Below are 16,447 nucleotides of genomic sequence, written 5' to 3' on the forward strand. Positions count from 1 at the left end.
ACCGGCCTTTTTCAGGCCGGCGCGGAACGTTCCGGCTGAGACCTGAACCCGGTGAGAAGTTTACAACCCGGACCGGGGACGTTCATCCCCGGTTCAGGTCCAACCGTAAGGAATTTTTCCATGGACGTACTGCAACAGCGCTTCGGACAGCTGACAACAATTCTTTCCCGGCAGATCATCGGTCAGCCGAAACTGGTTGAACGTTTGTTGATTGCCCTTCTGGCCGATGGCCACCTGTTGGTGGAAGGCGCCCCCGGTCTGGCCAAGACCCGCGCCATCCGGCAACTGAGCGGTTTGCTTGAGGGCAGCTTTCAACGCATTCAGTTCACCCCCGACCTGCTGCCTGCCGATCTGACCGGCAGCGATGTTTATCGCGCGCAGGAGGGCGCTTTTGTTTTTCAGCCCGGACCGCTGTTTCACAATCTGATCCTGGCGGATGAAATCAACCGCGCTCCGGCCAAGGTGCAATCGGCGCTGCTGGAAGCCATGGCGGAACGACAGATCAGTGTCGGTCGGCAGACCTATGCCCTGGCTGACCCTTTCCTGGTGATGGCAACCCAGAATCCGATTGAGCAGGAGGGGACCTATCCTCTGCCCGAAGCGCAGCTCGATCGTTTTCTGTTGCACGTGAGAATTGACTTTCCAGACCTTGAGAATGAACGTCGGATTCTTCGACTCGCCCGGCGTGAAGCGGCCGGATTGCCGGCGGTTGCAGACGACGAGCCCGGGTTCACGCCGCTATCGCCGTCGGAATTGCGTCGGGCGCGGCAACAGGTCCTGGATTTATACCTGGCGGAGAACCTGGAAGAGTACCTGCTGCAGCTGGTCCTGGCGACCCGGCATCCGCAGGATTATGGCGAGGATCTGCGCAGGGCGATCCAGTACGGTGCCAGCCCCAGGGCCGGCATTGCTCTCGATCGTTGCGCCAGATCACGGGCCTGGCTGGCCGGACGGGACCATGTGCTGCCTGAAGATATTCAGAACCTGGCCTTCGACGTGTTGCGGCATCGTCTGATTCTCAGTTACGAGGCCGAAGCCGGCGGCATGAATGCCGATCGACTGATTTCCGAGTTGATTGCCCGGGTGCCGGTGCCCTGATGGCGACAAGGGTTTCGCCGGGAGCCTCTTCTCCGGTTGCGGTTTCTCTGGCCGAACTGATTGCCATCGGGGATCGGTTGCCGCCATCACGCCTGGAGGCCGGACGCCGTCTGGCCGCGAAACAGGGGGGCTACCTCAGTCGTTTCCGCGGCCGGGGCATGGAATTCGCCGAGGTCCGAGCCTATCTTCCGGGGGATGATGCGCGAAACATTGACTGGCGGGTGACGGCCCGGCGCGGCAAGGTTCACACCAAGCTGTTTCATGAAGAGCGTGAACGGCCGGTTCTGGTTGCGCTCGATTATCGCAGGCCGATGTTCTTTGCCACCCGGGGACGATTCAAGGCGGTGCGGGCCACGCAACTGGCCGCCTTGTTCGCCTGGCAGGCCCTGGCACATGGCGATCGCATCGGCGGTTTCCTGTTTTCTGAAGAACGCAACCTCGAACTGCGCCCGCAGCTCGGCAAAAAGGCCGTTCTGCAGTTGTTGCGGCAGATGGTCGCCGATCCGGCCTGGGAGCGTCCACGGCATCAACCTTTTGAGCCGAAGCAGCGGTTGGCGGTCACCCTGCAGCGTTTGCGGCGGGTGGCGCGGCCGGGCAGCCTGATTCGGCTGTTGAGCGATTTCAGCCAGTGGGATGAACGGGTCGAACTGCAATTGGCGCAATTGAACCGCCACTGTGAGCTGGAGCTGGTGCATTGCTTCGACCCGCTGGAAGCCGATCTGCCGCCGGCCGGCAGCTATCGCCTGAGTGACGGGTTGCGTGACCTGAGTATTGTCACCACCGATCGCGCCGCACGACGGGCTTATCAGCAGCATTTTGCGCAGCGACGACAGCTGCTGGAAGATTTCTGCCGTCGGCAGCATGCGCGGTTCATGGTGTTGCCGTCCGACCTCGATCCCATCGAAAATCTGTTCAGCGGCGGGGCAGGGGGCTGAGATGGCACAGCTGTCAACGATTCCTTCGACGGCGACGGGCAGGGCCATGCCCCAATTGCCGTTGCGTGATCTCCACCTTCCGCCTGAAATCGGTGCCTGGCCCCTGGCTCCCGGCTGGTGGCTGCTGATCGGATTGCTGGTTCTCCTGATGACCGCGGCGCTGCTGCTGGCGCGTTTCCGGCAACGCCGCCGACTTCGAAGACTGGCCCTTCTGCAGCTCGAAACTCTTAAAGACCTGCATGGCCGCGAACTGGCTGCCGCCCTTTCATACCTGCTTCGGCAGGCGGCGCTCTGTCACTTTTCACCGCAGCAGGTTGCCGGTCTGAGCGGTGAGGCCTGGCTCAGGTTCCTGGATACACCGTTCGCGGATCACCCTTTCAGCACCGGGTGCGGCCGCTGCCTTCAGGATGCTCCTTACCGACCGCATGTCGATATCGACGAAGCCCGGTTGCTTGAACTCTGCCGGGACTGGCTGAAGAAACTGCCGCCGCAGTCCGGACCGCCGAGGAGGAGTCGATGATCCATTTTGCCTGGCCCTGGGCCCTGGCCCTGCTGCCGCTTCCCTGGCTGGTCCATCGCTATGCCCCTCCGGCCCTGGCCGCCGAGGAGGCCGCCCTCTGGGTTCCCTCTCTCTCGCTGTTCGGTGCCGTGGCGCAGCAGGGTGTCCGTCGCCCGGGCCGCCTGCAGATTCTGCTGGCCGTGCTGTGCTGGCTGCTGCTGGTTCTTGCCGCCACCCGGCCGCAATGGCTGGGGGAGCCGATCGAACTGCCGGTCAGCGGACGGGATCTGATGCTGGCGGTCGATCTTTCCGGCAGCATGCAGACCCGGGATTTCACGTTGGGCGGCGAGACGGTCGACCGTCTGACTGCGCTTAAGGCTGTGGCTGGTGAGTTTGTTCGCCGCCGGGTCGGTGACCGCGTGGGGCTGATTTTGTTCGGTGATCAGCCCTACATCCAGACTCCTCTCACCTTTGACCGCCAGACGGTGCTGACGTTGCTGAATGAAGCCGTCCTGGGGTTGGCGGGTGATCGCACGTCCATCGGCGATGCCATCGGCCTGGCGGTCAAACGCCTGACAGAGGGAGGAGGGAAGAACCAGGTCCTGATCCTGCTGACTGACGGCGCCAATACCGCGGGCCGACTGGCGCCGCTCAAGGCTGCCGAGCTCGCGGCGCGAGAACATCTGAAGATCTACACCATCGGCATCGGCGCTGAGAGGATGGAGGTGCGTCGTTTCATTTTCCGGCAGACCGTCAATCCTTCGGCTGATCTTGATGAAAAGACCTTGAAGGCGATTGCTGAAAAGACCGGTGGAAGGTACTTCAGGGCGCGTGATACCCGGCAGTTGCAGGAGATCTACGCCGCCATTGATGAGCTGGAACCGGTGGTGCGTGATCACGACGTTTTTCGACCGATTTCCGAACTGTATGTCTGGCCGTTGGGGGCCGCCTTCCTGGGCGGGTTGCTGGTGCTGCTGCTGCCGTTGCTGCCGCCCCTGCCGGACCGGAGGTCGCCATGAACACGTTTCATTTTCTCCGGCCCGCATGGTTCTGGGCTCTGCCGCCGGCGCTGGCGTTGCTGCTGTGGCTGGCCCGCCGTCAACTCCGCAGCCGCAGCTGGCAGACGGTCTGTGACCCTGAGTTGCTGCCGCATCTGCTGCTCGGCCGTTCGGTGCGGCGCGCCAACTGGCCATTGTGGCTGCTGCTGGCGGGTGTCTTGCTGACGATCACGGCGCTGGCCGGACCGGTCTGGCGCCGCCTCCCGCAACCCCTCTTCCGGCAGCAGTCGGCGTTGGTGATCCTGTTCGACCTGTCCCGTTCGATGGAGGCTGCCGATCTCAAGCCGAGTCGCTATCTGCGGGCACGTTACAAGATCGAAGACCTGCTTCGTCAGCGGAAGGAAGGGCAGACCGCACTGGTTGTTTTTGCCGCCGACGCTTTCACCGTAGCTCCGTTGACCTCTGACCGGCATACCATCGAAGCGTTGCTCAAGAGTCTGGAACCGGGGCTGATGCCGGCTCAGGGGAGTGATCCCGCCCGGGCCATGAAGCTTGGTGTTCAGCTGTTGCGACAGGCCGGGTTGAAACAGGGAAGGTTGCTGCTGGTGACCGATGAAGATCGTCCCGAGACCGCACTGGAAGCAGCGCGTCGTCTGCATCGGCAGGGGTTCGAACTTGCAGTTCTCGGTGTCGGCACCGCGGAAGGCGCCCCGATCCCGCAACCGGGCGGCGGATTTTTCAAAGATGCCGACGGCAACCTGGTGCTGCCCGTCCTGAATGGCAGGGCACTGCAGCAGTTGGCCGTCGCGGGCGGCGGCCGCTATCACGGGATAAGCATCGACGATGCCGATCTGCAGGACCTGCTGTCCGGCTTGAACAGCCATCGGCTCGACAATCCGGGCGTGAGCAGCACCGCGCGCGGAGATGTCTGGTCCGAGGACGGTGTCTGGCTGCTCTGGCCGCTGATCCTGCTGGTCGCCTGCGGCTTTCGGCGCGGCTGGCTGCTGGTGCTGCCGTTGCTTCTTCTTCAGCCGGTTCCCGCCGAGGCGTTCAGTTGGCAGGGATTGTGGCGAACTCCGGATCAGCAGGCGACGCAATTGTACCGGGCCGGGGATTATTCAGCCGCCGCCGCACAGTTCGAGGATATTCGCTGGAAAGCATCCGCCCTCTACCGGGCCGGAGATTTCGCCGCCGCGGCGAACCTCCTGAAAAAACTGCAGGGGGCGGATGATTTCTACAATCTCGGCAATGCGCTGGCGAAACAGGGTGATCTGTCGGCGGCACTGCAGGCCTATCGGCAGGCTTTGAAGCGAGATCCCCGGGATACCGACGCCCGGTTCAACAAGGACCTTGTTGAAAAGGAACTCAAACGGAGACGACAGCGGCAATCCCGACAGGCCGACAGCAAGACCGGACGGCAGAACACGCAGGAGAATACTCCGGGCGGGAAGAAACAGGCAAGCGGCGGGAAGCAGGGGGCACAACAGCAGTCTCCTGGCGCAACGCGGGATCGGCCGGGAGGGGAACCACGGAAACGACAATCCCCTGACTCACCTTCCCGAGGAGAGAAACCGGTCCCGAACCGGAAGACGCCGGGGGCTGCCCGGAGAGTTCGTTTGCGGGACGATAAAGCCGCGGGCAAAGACTCCGGGGACACGTCTCGTGTTGCCCCGGCAGGCCGGGATCGGGACCGGGAAACAGCGGAACAGCGTGAAACCCGCCTGCTGTTGCAGCAGATTCCCGACGACCCGGGCGGTCTTCTGCGGCGTAAATTCCATTATCAGTACCGCCAGCGCGGTCAGCAGACACAGACGGAACGATCATGGTGAACAGAGGCAGTTTTTTTCTTCTCGTCCTGTTGTTTCTTGCCCTTGGTGAAAGTATCGCGGCTGCGGTGACGGTACAGGCGGTGGCGGACCGGGACAGGATTTCGGCCGACGAAAGCCTGCAACTGCAGCTGCGGGTTTCCGGCAGTCCTGACGGGGACCCTGATTTGAACGCCCTGGAAAAGAACTGGGAGATCCTCAGTCGGGCGAAGAGCAGCCAGGTACAGATCATCAACGGCAGCTTCAGTCGTTCTGTGGTTTACAACCTGACTCTGATGCCACGCAAACAGGGAACCGTCATGATCCCGGCGGTCTGCTTTTCCGGGGACTGTTCTTTGCCGCTGCCGATCGAGGTCACCGGAACTGCTGATAAGGACACGGCGGCCGATGCCCCCCTGCTGCTGGAAACAGAGGTCAGCCGGCGGCAGGTTGTCGCGCAGGGCCAGGTGGTGTTCAGGGTCCGATTGCTGCGCCGGGTCGATCTTCTTGAAGGGCAGCTCGGTGAACCGCAACCGACCGGGGTGGCGGCGGTGGTGAAGAAACTGGGTGATGACCGCAACTATGAAACGCGGCGCAACGGCAGACTTTACCAGGTGATTGAACGGGATTACGCCATCTTCCCCCAGGGGAGCGGGAAGATGACAATCCCCGCTCTGCAGTTCGACGGCAGCATCGCCGCCGGTCGTGCGCGGTTCGACCCCTTCGGCCGACAGGGGCGGCGGGTCCGCCGCACGTCGAAGCCGCTGCAGGTCGACGTCCTGCCGATTCCTGCCGATATCGGGGGACGGCAATGGCTTCCGGCAGCCGCCCTGGAGCTGCATGATGACTGGCAGTCACGGCCGCCTCGTCTGCAAGTCGGAGAACCTGTGACCAGAACCCTGCGTCTGAAAGCGACCGGGCTTCCGTCAGCTCGCCTGCCGAAACTGGAACCGGGCATTCCCGCAAGTTTCAAAAGTTATCCTGATCAGCCGCAGCGTGAGGACGCGTCGACGACTGACGGCATCACCGGCAACCTGGTCCAGAAGATCGCTCTGGTACCGACCCGCCCCGGCCGATTCACCCTGCCGGCTTTCGATCTCGACTGGTGGGACACAAAGGCCGGTCGCTGGCGCAAGGCCCACCTTGATGCCCTGGACCTGGAGGTCGCCCCGGCCGCGGATGGAACGGCGGTGACGACTCCGGTGAAACCCGTCCCTCGGGTTTCCCGACCCTCCACCGTGTCGGCGGAACCTGCCCCGGCGCCGGTTTCGCAAGGGGCATCAAGTGGAGAACCCCGACCATCTTCACCCGGTTTCTGGCCCTGGTTATGCCTGGCACTGGCGGTCGGCTGGCTGCTGACCCTGATCCTGGTGTTTCGACGGCGGCAACCCGGGCGGCTTGCCGTGGATGCGGATGAGGCCGATGAGGCCGGGGGGGATGAAAAAAAAGTACGGCGAGTCGTTGTTCAGGCCGCTCGCGCTCATCGGCCGGACAAGACCCGGAGGGCGCTGGAAGACTGGAGCCGGACACTCTGGCCCGGTGCCGAAGTCGGTGCCTACGAACGACTGTACCGGGAAGCCGGCCCCGAACTGCGAAGTGAGCTGGATGAACTTGACCGTACCCTTTATGGTCGAGCCGGTCGACCCTGGCGGGGAGACGGCCTTGCGGATCGCATTATCTCTTTTGTGCCGTCGACGGACAAAAACAACGATGCCGCTTTGCCTGAACTCTATCCCGGCCGTTCCGGGAGATGACTCCTAGACGTCGGCCCAGGGCGGCTGCCTTTGCAGTATCCGCGTGTAGACCGGACAGTCCGGTCGATGGGCTCCCGGCAGGTAGCCGGTGCTCATCAGGAATTCGGCGGTGATCTCGGAGCCGGTGAAGCGGAAGGTCTGTTTGAAGAGTTTGACCCACGCCTCTTTCGGCCGGGGATGGTGATGATCGAGCCAGGCGCCGAATGAGCCGTAAGCATCGCGTAGTGAGAGGATGCGGCCGGCATTTTCAATCGCGGCTGCGATTTTCAGCCGGTTGCGGATAATCCCGGCATCCTGCAGCAGGCGCTGCCGGTCCTTCTCGTCATAGGCGGCAACCTTTTCCAGGTTAAAATTGTCGTAGGCGCGGCGGAAGTTTTCCGCCTTCTTCAAGATGGTCAGCCAGGACAGGCCGGCCTGGTTGATCTCCAGCACCAGTCGTTCGAACAACAGGTTGTCGTCGCGCAGCGGGAAACCGTACACCAGGTCGTGGTAGAGGCCATGAAAGGGGTGACCGGGGGCGCTGTCACAGTAGTGGCTCACGATATTATTCGCGGATCAGGAAGGGCAGGATGGCCAGCAGCAGGGCGACCGGGATATAGATCAGCATGCGCTGGACGAAGTAGGGGTAAGCCATCAGGCTCACCCCGCAGAGGGTCGGGATCAGCACCCGCTGTTTTTTGCCGTAGATGAAATAGGCGAAGCCGAGACTGCCGACGAACAGGTCGAGAAAAATCTTGAGAGAAGAATCCATCAGGTAAGCTCCTAACCGAGTGCCAGCCAGAAACCGACACCTGCCATCAGGGTGCCGGCGACGCGGTTGACGAAACGGACATTGCCGCTTTTGAGCAGATTGCGGCCGAGTGTGCGGCCCCCACTTGCGTAAAGCACCAGGCTCGTAAATTCGATGGTGAGAATGATCCCCAGCAGCAAAACGAGTTGGGGGACCAGCGGTCGCTGTTGATCGATGAATGGTGGCAGCAGGGCAATGAAAAAGGCCCAGCCCTTGGGATTGGCGACAGCGGTCACGAACCCCTGCAGCGCGAGCTGTCGTGGCGAATCTTCGAGTCCTGGGGCGCCGTCCAGGTCCAGGGCGAGTTTGCCCCGGGAGAGCCAGAGCTGCAGCCCGAGCCAGCCGAGGTAGAGACCGCCGATGATTTTCAGCAGGATGAAAATAGCGGGGTAGTTCAGCATGATTGCCGCGGCGCCGATGACCGAAGCGCCGGCAACCAGGCCGACTCCGACCAGTTCACCATACATCATCCAGAACGTGCGGCGTACGCCGATGGTCATTCCCAGGGTCAGGGAGAGAGTCATGCACATCCCCGGGGTCAGGGAAACAAGGAAAAAGGTCGGAACGAAGATTGAGAGGGGCGGCAGGGTCATGGGAAAGAAAAGCTCTGTCGAGTGAGGGAATACGCCGCTCGCGGATTCAGCCCGAAGTTTATCATGGACGTGGCGGTCCCGGCCAGAGCCAATCTCGATGGTGCCGTAAAAATATCATTTGATCGGAGGGGGAAGGAAAGGGCAAAAAGAGAGGGGAACGGCCGGTCCGTTCCCCTCTCCCGCAGGGCAGCACTGGAACTGTTCCTGTCCTGAATCAGGCGCACTCCGAGTAGCCGCAGGCGTGGCAGACGCAGCAGCCGCCCTCGTGCTCGACCGGGCCGCCGCAGTCGGGACAGGCGCCGCCGTTGCCGACGAACCGGGTCGGGGCGTCCCCCTCGGGCAGCATGTGCAGTTCGATCGCCTTGGCCACGGCATCGGCGCAGGAGGTGATGCGGTTGGCGCCGAACCCGGCCGGTTTGTGGCAGGAAATGCCGATCATCTGCTTGACTGCCTGGCGGGCCTGGACACCGGAGCGCCAGGCGAGGGAGACCAGTCGGCCGATGGCTTCACATTGGCTGGCCGCGCAGCCGCCGGCTTTGCCCATGGTGGTAAAGAGCTCGAAAGCGCCCTTGTGGTCTTCGTTGATGGTGACATAGAGAGGGCCGCAGCCGGTTTCCATCTGGTAGGTGGATCCCTTGAGAGCCCGAGGGCGTTCCCGTTTGTGAGACTTTTTCTCCACCTCCATCGGCACTTCGGGCGCGCTCTTTTCCTCGGACTTCTTCACCGAAAGAACCTGCATGTCGCGGGACCCGTCACGGTAGATGGTGACCCCTTTGCAGCCGGTCTGGTAGGCCAGTCGGTAGACTTTGGCCACATCATCACGGGTGGCGTCGTTGCAGAAGTTGACGGTCTTGGAAACGGCGTTGTCGCAGTGCTCCTGGAAGGCCGCCTGCATCCGCACATGGTCCTCGGGAGTGATGTCGTGGGAGGTGACGAAGACCCGGCGGATATCCTCGGGGATCTCGGCGATATCCTGGACCGTGCCGTGTTCGGCGATTTTCTCCATCAGTTCCCTGGAGTAGAAGCCGCGTTCGCGGGCGATCTTTTCAAACAGCGGATGAACCTCAATCAGCTTGTCGTTGTCGAGGACCTGGCGGATATAGCTGACGGCGAACAGCGGCTCGACCCCGGATGAGGTGTTGCTGATGATTGAGATGGTGCCGGTCGGGGCGATGGTGGTGCAGGTGGCATTGCGGATCTTTTTTCCGCCTTTGACATCGAAGATCGAGCCTTTGAAGTTCGGGAAGGCGCCGCGCTCCTCGGCCAGTTCAATCGACATCTGGTGGGAGGTGTCGTTGATGAATTTCATCACCTTGCCGCCCAACTCGACGGCGCTCTCTGAATTGTAGGGAATGCCGAGCAGGATCAGCATATCCGCCCAGCCCATGACACCGAGACCGATCTTGCGGTTGGCGCGGGTCATCTGGTCGATTTCGGGGATCGGGTAGTTGTTGACTTCGATGACATTGTCGAGAAAGCGGGTCGCCAGGCGCACGGTCTCGCCAAGGCGGTTCCAGTCGACATCTCCGTCAAGAATGAAACGGGCCAGGTTGATCGAGCCGAGGTTGCAGGATTCGTAGGGCAGCAGCGGTTGTTCGCCGCAGGGATTGGTGGCCTCGATTTCGCCGACCTGGGGGGTCGGGTTGTCGCGGTTGAGACGGTCGAGGAAGATGATCCCCGGTTCGCCGTTGTGCCAGGCCATGTCGACGATGTGGTCGAAGACTTTTCGGGCCGGCAACTTCTGCATCGGTTTCCCGGTGCGCGGGTTGATGATCTCGTAGTCACCGTCGACTTCCACCGCTTCCATGAAGGCTTCGGTCATGCCGACCGAGATATTGAAATTGGTCAGCACCGTCTGGTCCCGTTTGGCCATGATGAAATCCATGATGTCGGGATGGTCGACGCGCAGGATGCCCATGTTGGCGCCGCGGCGGGTGCCGCCCTGCTTGATGGTTTCGGTCGCCGCGTCGAAAACCTTCATGAAGGAGATCGGACCGGAGCTGACCCCCTTGGTTGAGCTGACGACGTCGTTGGCCGGACGGATGCGCGAGAAGGCGAAGCCGGTGCCGCCGCCGCTCTTATGGATCAGGGCGGTATTCTTGATCGATTCGAAAATTTCCTCCATCGAATCGCCGACCGGCAGCACGAAACAGGCGGACAACTGTCCAAGTTCGCGGCCGGCGTTCATCAGCGTGGGGGAGTTGGGCATGAATTCCAGGCTGGTGATCATGCGGAAAAAATCTTTTTCCAGTTGCCTGGCGTCAACACCTGTCTTCAGCCGTGTCTCGGCCGAGGCGATGGTATGGGCCACGCGCTGGAACATGGCGGCCGGTGTTTCAAGAACCTTGCCTTCTTCGTCGCGCTTGAGATAGCGACGTTCAAGGACCGTGACGGCATTCGGGGAAAGGGGGATTTCAGTTTTACGAGACGTCTTAGGCATGTTGCAACCCTTCTGAATTAAATCGCAATGTTCGATTTAAGGTTGTCGTGATCGGTTTTGAAAACGTTCGAGGTGTCCTAGAGGAAATAACACATACTGTGGTAAGGGTGACTTTAAACCACAATATATAGTGGCTGTCAAGCCGGAAAATCGGATTCTTCGGCAAGGGAAAAAGATCGGTTTTTCACCTGTTTGGAAAATGACTAAAAAGGTATTGAATTTATTGTGAAATTGATTTTGGAAGAGGTTGCCGGGTTGATTTTCTGGACAAGAATGAAGGTGCGAAACCGATTGGATGAGCGGGGTTGGCGGGGAAAAAAGCCGTAGGGAAAACTTGGCTTTGCAGTTTCCTTAAAAGCATGTTAGAAAACAAAGTCGTTTAATGCATTTTCTGCACGATTGCGCCACTCTGGAAACCGCAATGACGCGAAAAAAGAATGACCCGCAGGACCTCGAAAAAGAACTGCGGGGCCTGAAAAATATTCTCAGTGTCGCCCAGGTGGTTGTTTCATCCCTGCGCCTGGAGGAAGTTCTCGACAATATTCTCGGCAGCGCCATGGCAGTTATGGAGATGCCCGCCGGGAGCATTGCGCTCTACGACCGGGCCAGCAACTATCTCTCCCTCAAGGTTCATCACGGCCTCAGTGAAAACTTCATCTCCCGTGATCGTTGGCGGGTGGGCGAGGGGGGACTGACGGCCACTATTCTCAACCAGGGAACAGCCTTTGCCGTCGAAGACACCGATAAAGCTGATTTTTTCAACAACCCCCTGGCGGTCACTGAGGGAATCCGGGCCCTGATTGCCGTTCCGTTGAAAATTCAGAACAAGGTGATCGGCATCCTCTACGTCGATGATTTCAAGCCGCGTCGTTTCGATCAGATGGATCTGCGGTTGTTGTCAATCCTCGGGTCTTTTGCGGCGATGAGCATTGACAATGCGCGATTGCACGAAAAAACGCGTCGTCTTGCCTCCACCGACGGGTTGACCGGCTTGTACAATCACCGCCAGTTCAAGCGGCTCTTTTCCGAGGAATTGATGAGGGCGCGACGTTATCGGAAACCTCTCGGCCTGGTGATGCTTGACGTTGATGATTTCAAACATTTTAATGACAGCTATGGCCACCCGGTCGGTGACAAGGTGCTGGTGGCTGTCGCCGAGATTCTGACCGAGACCCTGCGTGACTGTGATTATATTTTTCGTTATGGCGGTGAGGAATTCATTGCCCTGCTTCCGGAGTCGGATGCCGCTGCTTCTCTGGCCGCCGCGGAACGGTGCCGGGCCCTTATTGAGCAGGAGTCGGCACGCTATCTCGACGGTTTTGCCACGACTGGTGTCACCGTCAGCATCGGGGTGGCGACCTATCCGCGGGACGGTGAAACATTTGATGGCCTGCTCAAGGTTGTTGATGACCTGCTCTATGCCGCCAAACGCGAGGGCAAGAACAAGATCCACTATCTGCCGGACAGCTGATGCGTTTTTTGTCGTGCGGTCCCCTCTGCCTGTTTTCAACCCCGGAAAAATCTACCCGTGCTAGAATGCAAAACCATGGCTGGTGAAAAAATACTGATTGTTGATGATGAAGAGGGGATGCGGCGGTTGTTGAGCCGCATTCTCGTCAGAGAAGGTTATGAAACCAACGCGGTCGGCAACGGCGATGACGCGCTGCAGGCGATTGCTCAGGACCAGTACGACCTGATCATCACCGATATCAAGATGCCGGGTATGGGAGGTTTGGAACTCCTTTCCGAACTTCGCGCCTACGATCCGCGTCTGCCGATTATCGTCATTACTGCCTATGGTACCGTCGAGAGTGCCGTTCAGGCGTTGCGGGCCGGTGCCTACGACTACATCACCAAGCCTTTTGAAACCGACGAGATCCGACTGACCGTTGCCAAGGCCCTTGAGCGGGAACGATTGCTGGCCGAGAATCGCTACCTGCATGAAGAGCTCGAAGGCCGCTACAAATTTTCCGGTATTATCGGCAACGCCAGGGCGATGCAGGATGTTTTTGATATTACCGCCTCGGTTGCCGCGTCCAATGCCAATGTCCTGATTACCGGGGAGTCGGGAACCGGCAAGGAACTGATCGCCCGCTCCATTCATTTCAATTCCACTCGCAAGGATAAACCCTTCATCGTCCTGAATTGCGCCGCGTTGTCGGAGAGCATTCTCGAAAGTGAGCTCTTCGGCCATGAAAGGGGTGCCTTCACCGGGGCGCTGCATACCAAGAAGGGCCGTTTTGAATTGGCCGATCAGGGAACCCTGTTCATTGATGAAGTCGGTGAAATGAGTCTTGCGGCCCAGGTCAAGCTGCTGCGGGTTATCCAGGAACATGAATTCGAACGGGTCGGCGGCAATCGTACCATCAAGGTTGATGTCCGCATCGTCGCCGCGACCAACAAGAATCTCGAAGAAGAGGTCAAGAAGTCGACTTTTCGGGAAGATCTTTTCTACCGTCTCAATGTCATCAATGTTCATCTGCCCCCCCTGCGGGAGCGGCGGGAGGATATTGAACCGCTGGCGGCTCATTTTCTCGACAAGTATACTCGGGAAACCGGCAAGAAAATTGAGCAGATTTCTCCCAAGGCCATCGCCTGCCTGATCGCTCACGACTGGCCGGGCAACGTTCGTGAACTCGAAAATGCTATCGAGCGGGCGGTCGTTCTGGCCAAGGGAGAGATCCTGACCCCGCGTGATTTCCCCCAGGGAATCCAGGATCAGGACCAGATCTGCCTGTCTCTGCCGGAGAACGGCGGCAGTCTGACCGACATCCTTGAAGACCTGGAGCGGCAGTTGATCGTTCAGACGCTCAACCGGGAAGGTCGTTCCCAGACGCGTACCGCCGAAGTCCTCGGCATCAAGCGCACCACCCTGCGCTACAAAATGGAGAAGTACCATCTGCTCGGCAATGGCGAGGAAGAATCTTTCGATAACGCCGGGGGGGATGTGGTCGAGGACGGGGAAGAATGACGAAAAAGTGTCTTCCCCGCACTCAACCGAAGGTTTCGCTCTGCCAGTGCTGATGCTCCGAACATCCCGGCAAGGCTGGACAATCGGGTTTTTTGCTGATGGTACGTTCCTTGCTGACTGATTCGCTGTGTTTTCCTTCCCGCGCCGACATAAATGGGTTCTGTGCCTGTTGCTGTTCATTGGCCTGCTGTTGCCCGTTGCCGGTGACGGTTGTTTCGGCCCCAAGCTGTTTATCGGCCTGGATGGTTCCGTTCGTCAGGAAACCCTGTACGCCCTGGTCTCGATCTACATCAAGGAGAAAACCGGAACCGAGACAGCAGCGGTACATCTCGACGGAGCGTCACCTGCTGAGGTATTGACCGCGGACAAGGCTGATCTGGTTTTCTGCGAAAAAATTCCCCCGGCCGGCCGCGTGGTTTTTAAAAAAGAAGAGATGCCTTTCATTGTCAGCGGCGAAAGACCGCAATCCGACCTGCAGTTCACGCTGGTGATTCCCGCCCTGAAAAAACTTTCCGGGCTGTTGCCGGCGAATGACTTTTCTTCCCTGGTCCAGGCCGTCGCGTCCGGTGCGCCTCCTCTTGCAACCGCGCGTGAGTTTCTCGATTCCCGAGGGTGGCTGTAGTGCGTTTTCTTTGTCTGGCATTTCTCCTCCCGCTGCTCATGTCCTGCGCTCAGCCGCCGTCACCGCGGCTCTATGCCCCGACCCCGCTGCCGCGACTCTCCGGCGTCATCCACGGCCAGGTGGAGGTTTCCGGAGAAATGGTCCTGGCCGACGACCTGCGCATACCAGCCGGGAGCAGTCTGACGTTCGCTCCCGGATCGCTGGTCTGGGTGCGTCCGGCCGAGTCAACCAAGATCTTCCCGGAATATCTTTCCAGTCTGACTGAAATTCTGGTTCGCGGAACCCTGCGGATTTCCGGCAACCGGCAGAACCCGGTCCGCTTTCTCCCGCTGCAGCCGCTTGACCCGGTCGCTGACGGTGATCCGTTGTGGGCCGGCATTGAACTGTTGCCCGGCGCGGTTGCGAGTCTCTCCGGTTTTGAACTGCGGCGTGCCGATGTCGGTCTTCTTGTTCAGCAGGCCGAGGTCAGTCTCTCCGGTGGCCGCCTGACCGGTTGTCGGTATGGACTGCTGCTTCAGGAGGGGGCACGGCTGACGGCTGAAAGGATGGATGTCCGACAGGGGGAGGTGGGGCTGTTCTGTTCCGGTGACGCGGTGCTGGCCCTGTCCGACAGCAGCTTCAGCCTGATGGATGAAGAAGGGCTCTATCTCGATCGACAGTGTACTGTCCGTCTGCGTCAGGTTGTTTCCCGCGACAATGATGTCGGTCTGGTCGCGGCTGATCACTTCCGGCCCGGTCTGACCCTGATCGACAATCGCCTGCCGCGGCTCTATCTCGGGGGAGGGGTGCCATGACCAGACTGCTGTGCCTGGTGCTGCTGCTCGCCTCCTGCCTGCCGGCCATTGCCGAAACCCGCTACAGCGGTGAACAGACATTATGGCAGGATACGGTCTGGTCCGGCGACATTCTCATCGACGGAATCCTGACGGTTGCGCCCGGGGTCCGGCTGGAAATCCGCCCGGGGACAACGGTCCGGTTCACCTTTTTCGACAGCAACGGCGACGGTATCGGTGAACATGAAATTTTCATCCAGGGTCGTTTGCTGGCCCTTGGCACGGCCGAGCAGCCGATCCTGTTCACCTCCGCGGAGACCGCTCCCCGTCCCGGAGCCTGGGGTGCCATCAACATGATGGCTTCGGAAGATGACAACCTGTTGCGTCACTGCGTTGTCGAATATGCCTATCGCGGTTTTCATGCCCATTTCGGCAAGGGGCGCATCGAGGACAGTCTTTTTCGTCGCAACCTGCGGGCCTTCCAGTTTCAGGATTCGACAGTCAGGGTCAGTCGTTGCCGGGTGCTTGACAATTTCAACGGGCTGCAGTTCCGTGACGCCACCGTGGTCCTGGAACAGTGCCGGATTACCGGCAGCCAGTGGGCAATCCGCGGCATCTACAGCGATCTGACGCTGACCGGGTGCCTGATTGAAAACAACCGGATCAATGCCGTCAGCCTGCGCGAATCAACCCTGGTTGCCGAGGCCAACAGGATCATCGGCAACCGCCGGGGAATCTTCCTGCAGCGCGGCAAGGGGACCCTGCGTGGCAACCGGATCGTAGGCAATGCCGAGCATGGCACTTTTTTTGAAGACTCCGAGGTGATTCTGCGGGACAATCGGATCACCGCCAATGGCCGGGCCGGGATCCGCTGGCTCGACTCGCAGGGGGTGATCGCCGGCAATGACCTGTCCGGTAATGGTGAATACGCCCTGATGAACGATGGCAGCGGCGATCTGCAGGTCGGTTCCAACTGGTGGGGCTCGGTCGACGAAAAGCGAATTGATCAGTTGATTCGGGACCGGCGTGATCGACCGGAAACGGGGCTGGTCCGTTATGCGGTTCCCCTGTCCGGGAAACCTTCGGCAGGACCCACCGCAACACCACTGTTGCCGGAATAAACGCGTTTGCCGCTTTTGCGTGGAATAGAACCCGAGACGGGCTGAGTG

The 16,447-nt window shown here is 60.2% G+C and carries 15 protein-coding genes; 11 read left to right on the forward strand and 4 right to left on the reverse strand.

The window, feature by feature from the left end; translation table 11 throughout:
• Positions 1-120: 120 nt before the first annotated feature.
• From B5V00_RS05910 to B5V00_RS05935, 6 genes are read left to right on the forward strand one after another with little or no spacing between them, the layout of a single operon-like run.
• A complete protein-coding gene (locus B5V00_RS05910) occupies positions 121-1,098 on the forward strand; it encodes an AAA family ATPase (RefSeq protein ID WP_085009847.1) in 978 nt (325 codons plus the stop codon).
• A complete protein-coding gene (locus B5V00_RS05915; RefSeq protein WP_085009848.1) occupies positions 1,098-2,033 on the forward strand; it encodes a DUF58 domain-containing protein in 936 nt (311 codons plus the stop codon). The genes B5V00_RS05910 and B5V00_RS05915 overlap by 1 nt, the downstream gene beginning before the upstream one ends.
• A 1-nt stretch (position 2,034) precedes the next feature.
• Complete coding sequence (locus B5V00_RS05920; protein ID WP_216355459.1) at positions 2,035-2,553, forward strand: DUF4381 domain-containing protein; 519 nt, start codon at positions 2,035-2,037, stop codon at positions 2,551-2,553.
• A complete protein-coding gene (locus tag B5V00_RS05925) occupies positions 2,550-3,551 on the forward strand; it encodes a vWA domain-containing protein (RefSeq protein ID WP_085009849.1) in 1,002 nt (333 codons plus the stop codon). The genes B5V00_RS05920 and B5V00_RS05925 overlap by 4 nt, the downstream gene beginning before the upstream one ends.
• Positions 3,548-5,359, forward strand: a complete 1,812-nt coding sequence (locus B5V00_RS05930) for a VWA domain-containing protein (RefSeq protein WP_085009850.1) — start codon at positions 3,548-3,550, stop codon at positions 5,357-5,359. Before B5V00_RS05925 ends, B5V00_RS05930 begins: the two co-directional genes overlap by 4 nt.
• Positions 5,353-7,089, forward strand: a complete 1,737-nt coding sequence (locus tag B5V00_RS05935) for a BatD family protein (protein WP_085009851.1) — start codon at positions 5,353-5,355, stop codon at positions 7,087-7,089. Before B5V00_RS05930 ends, B5V00_RS05935 begins: the two co-directional genes overlap by 7 nt.
• Before the next feature lie 3 nt (positions 7,090-7,092).
• Here the strand turns inward: B5V00_RS05935 and B5V00_RS17510 are convergent, their stop codons facing one another.
• The 4 genes from B5V00_RS17510 to B5V00_RS05960 form a co-directional block, all read right to left on the reverse strand.
• Entirely contained in the window at positions 7,093-7,629 is a 537-nt protein-coding gene (locus B5V00_RS17510) for a DNA-3-methyladenine glycosylase I (protein WP_085009852.1), read from the reverse strand.
• A gap of 4 nt (positions 7,630-7,633) precedes the next feature.
• A complete protein-coding gene (locus B5V00_RS05945; RefSeq protein WP_085009853.1) occupies positions 7,634-7,840 on the reverse strand; it encodes a hypothetical protein in 207 nt (68 codons plus the stop codon).
• Positions 7,841-7,851: 11 nt separating this feature from the next.
• A complete protein-coding gene (locus B5V00_RS05950) occupies positions 7,852-8,472 on the reverse strand; it encodes a LysE family translocator (RefSeq protein WP_085009854.1) in 621 nt (206 codons plus the stop codon).
• A gap of 214 nt (positions 8,473-8,686) precedes the next feature.
• Positions 8,687-10,912: a vitamin B12-dependent ribonucleotide reductase gene (locus tag B5V00_RS05960; RefSeq protein WP_085009856.1), complete on the reverse strand. Its 2,226-nt coding sequence runs from the start codon at positions 10,910-10,912 to the stop codon at positions 8,687-8,689.
• A 421-nt stretch (positions 10,913-11,333) separates the two neighbouring features.
• Between B5V00_RS05960 and B5V00_RS05965 the strand changes: the two genes are divergently transcribed.
• From B5V00_RS05965 to B5V00_RS05985, 5 genes are all read left to right on the forward strand, one after another.
• Positions 11,334-12,383: a GGDEF domain-containing protein gene (locus tag B5V00_RS05965; protein ID WP_139800675.1), complete on the forward strand. Its 1,050-nt coding sequence runs from the start codon at positions 11,334-11,336 to the stop codon at positions 12,381-12,383.
• A gap of 75 nt (positions 12,384-12,458) precedes the next feature.
• On the forward strand, positions 12,459-13,883 hold the full coding sequence (locus B5V00_RS05970) for a sigma-54-dependent transcriptional regulator (protein WP_085009857.1): 1,425 nt from the start codon (positions 12,459-12,461) through the stop codon (positions 13,881-13,883).
• Positions 13,884-14,052: 169 nt separating this feature from the next.
• Positions 14,053-14,505 (forward strand): hypothetical protein, encoded by a 453-nt coding sequence (locus tag B5V00_RS05975; protein ID WP_139800676.1) that lies wholly within the window; start codon positions 14,053-14,055, stop codon positions 14,503-14,505.
• A complete protein-coding gene (locus tag B5V00_RS05980; protein WP_085009859.1) occupies positions 14,505-15,299 on the forward strand; it encodes a hypothetical protein in 795 nt (264 codons plus the stop codon). Before B5V00_RS05975 ends, B5V00_RS05980 begins: the two co-directional genes overlap by 1 nt.
• Complete coding sequence (locus tag B5V00_RS05985) at positions 15,296-16,399, forward strand: right-handed parallel beta-helix repeat-containing protein (RefSeq protein WP_085009860.1); 1,104 nt, start codon at positions 15,296-15,298, stop codon at positions 16,397-16,399. The genes B5V00_RS05980 and B5V00_RS05985 overlap by 4 nt, the downstream gene beginning before the upstream one ends.
• Positions 16,400-16,447 lie beyond the last annotated feature (48 nt).

The organism is Geothermobacter hydrogeniphilus (assembly GCF_002093115.1).
GTDB lineage: Bacteria > Desulfobacterota > Desulfuromonadia > Desulfuromonadales > Geothermobacteraceae > Geothermobacter_A > Geothermobacter_A hydrogeniphilus.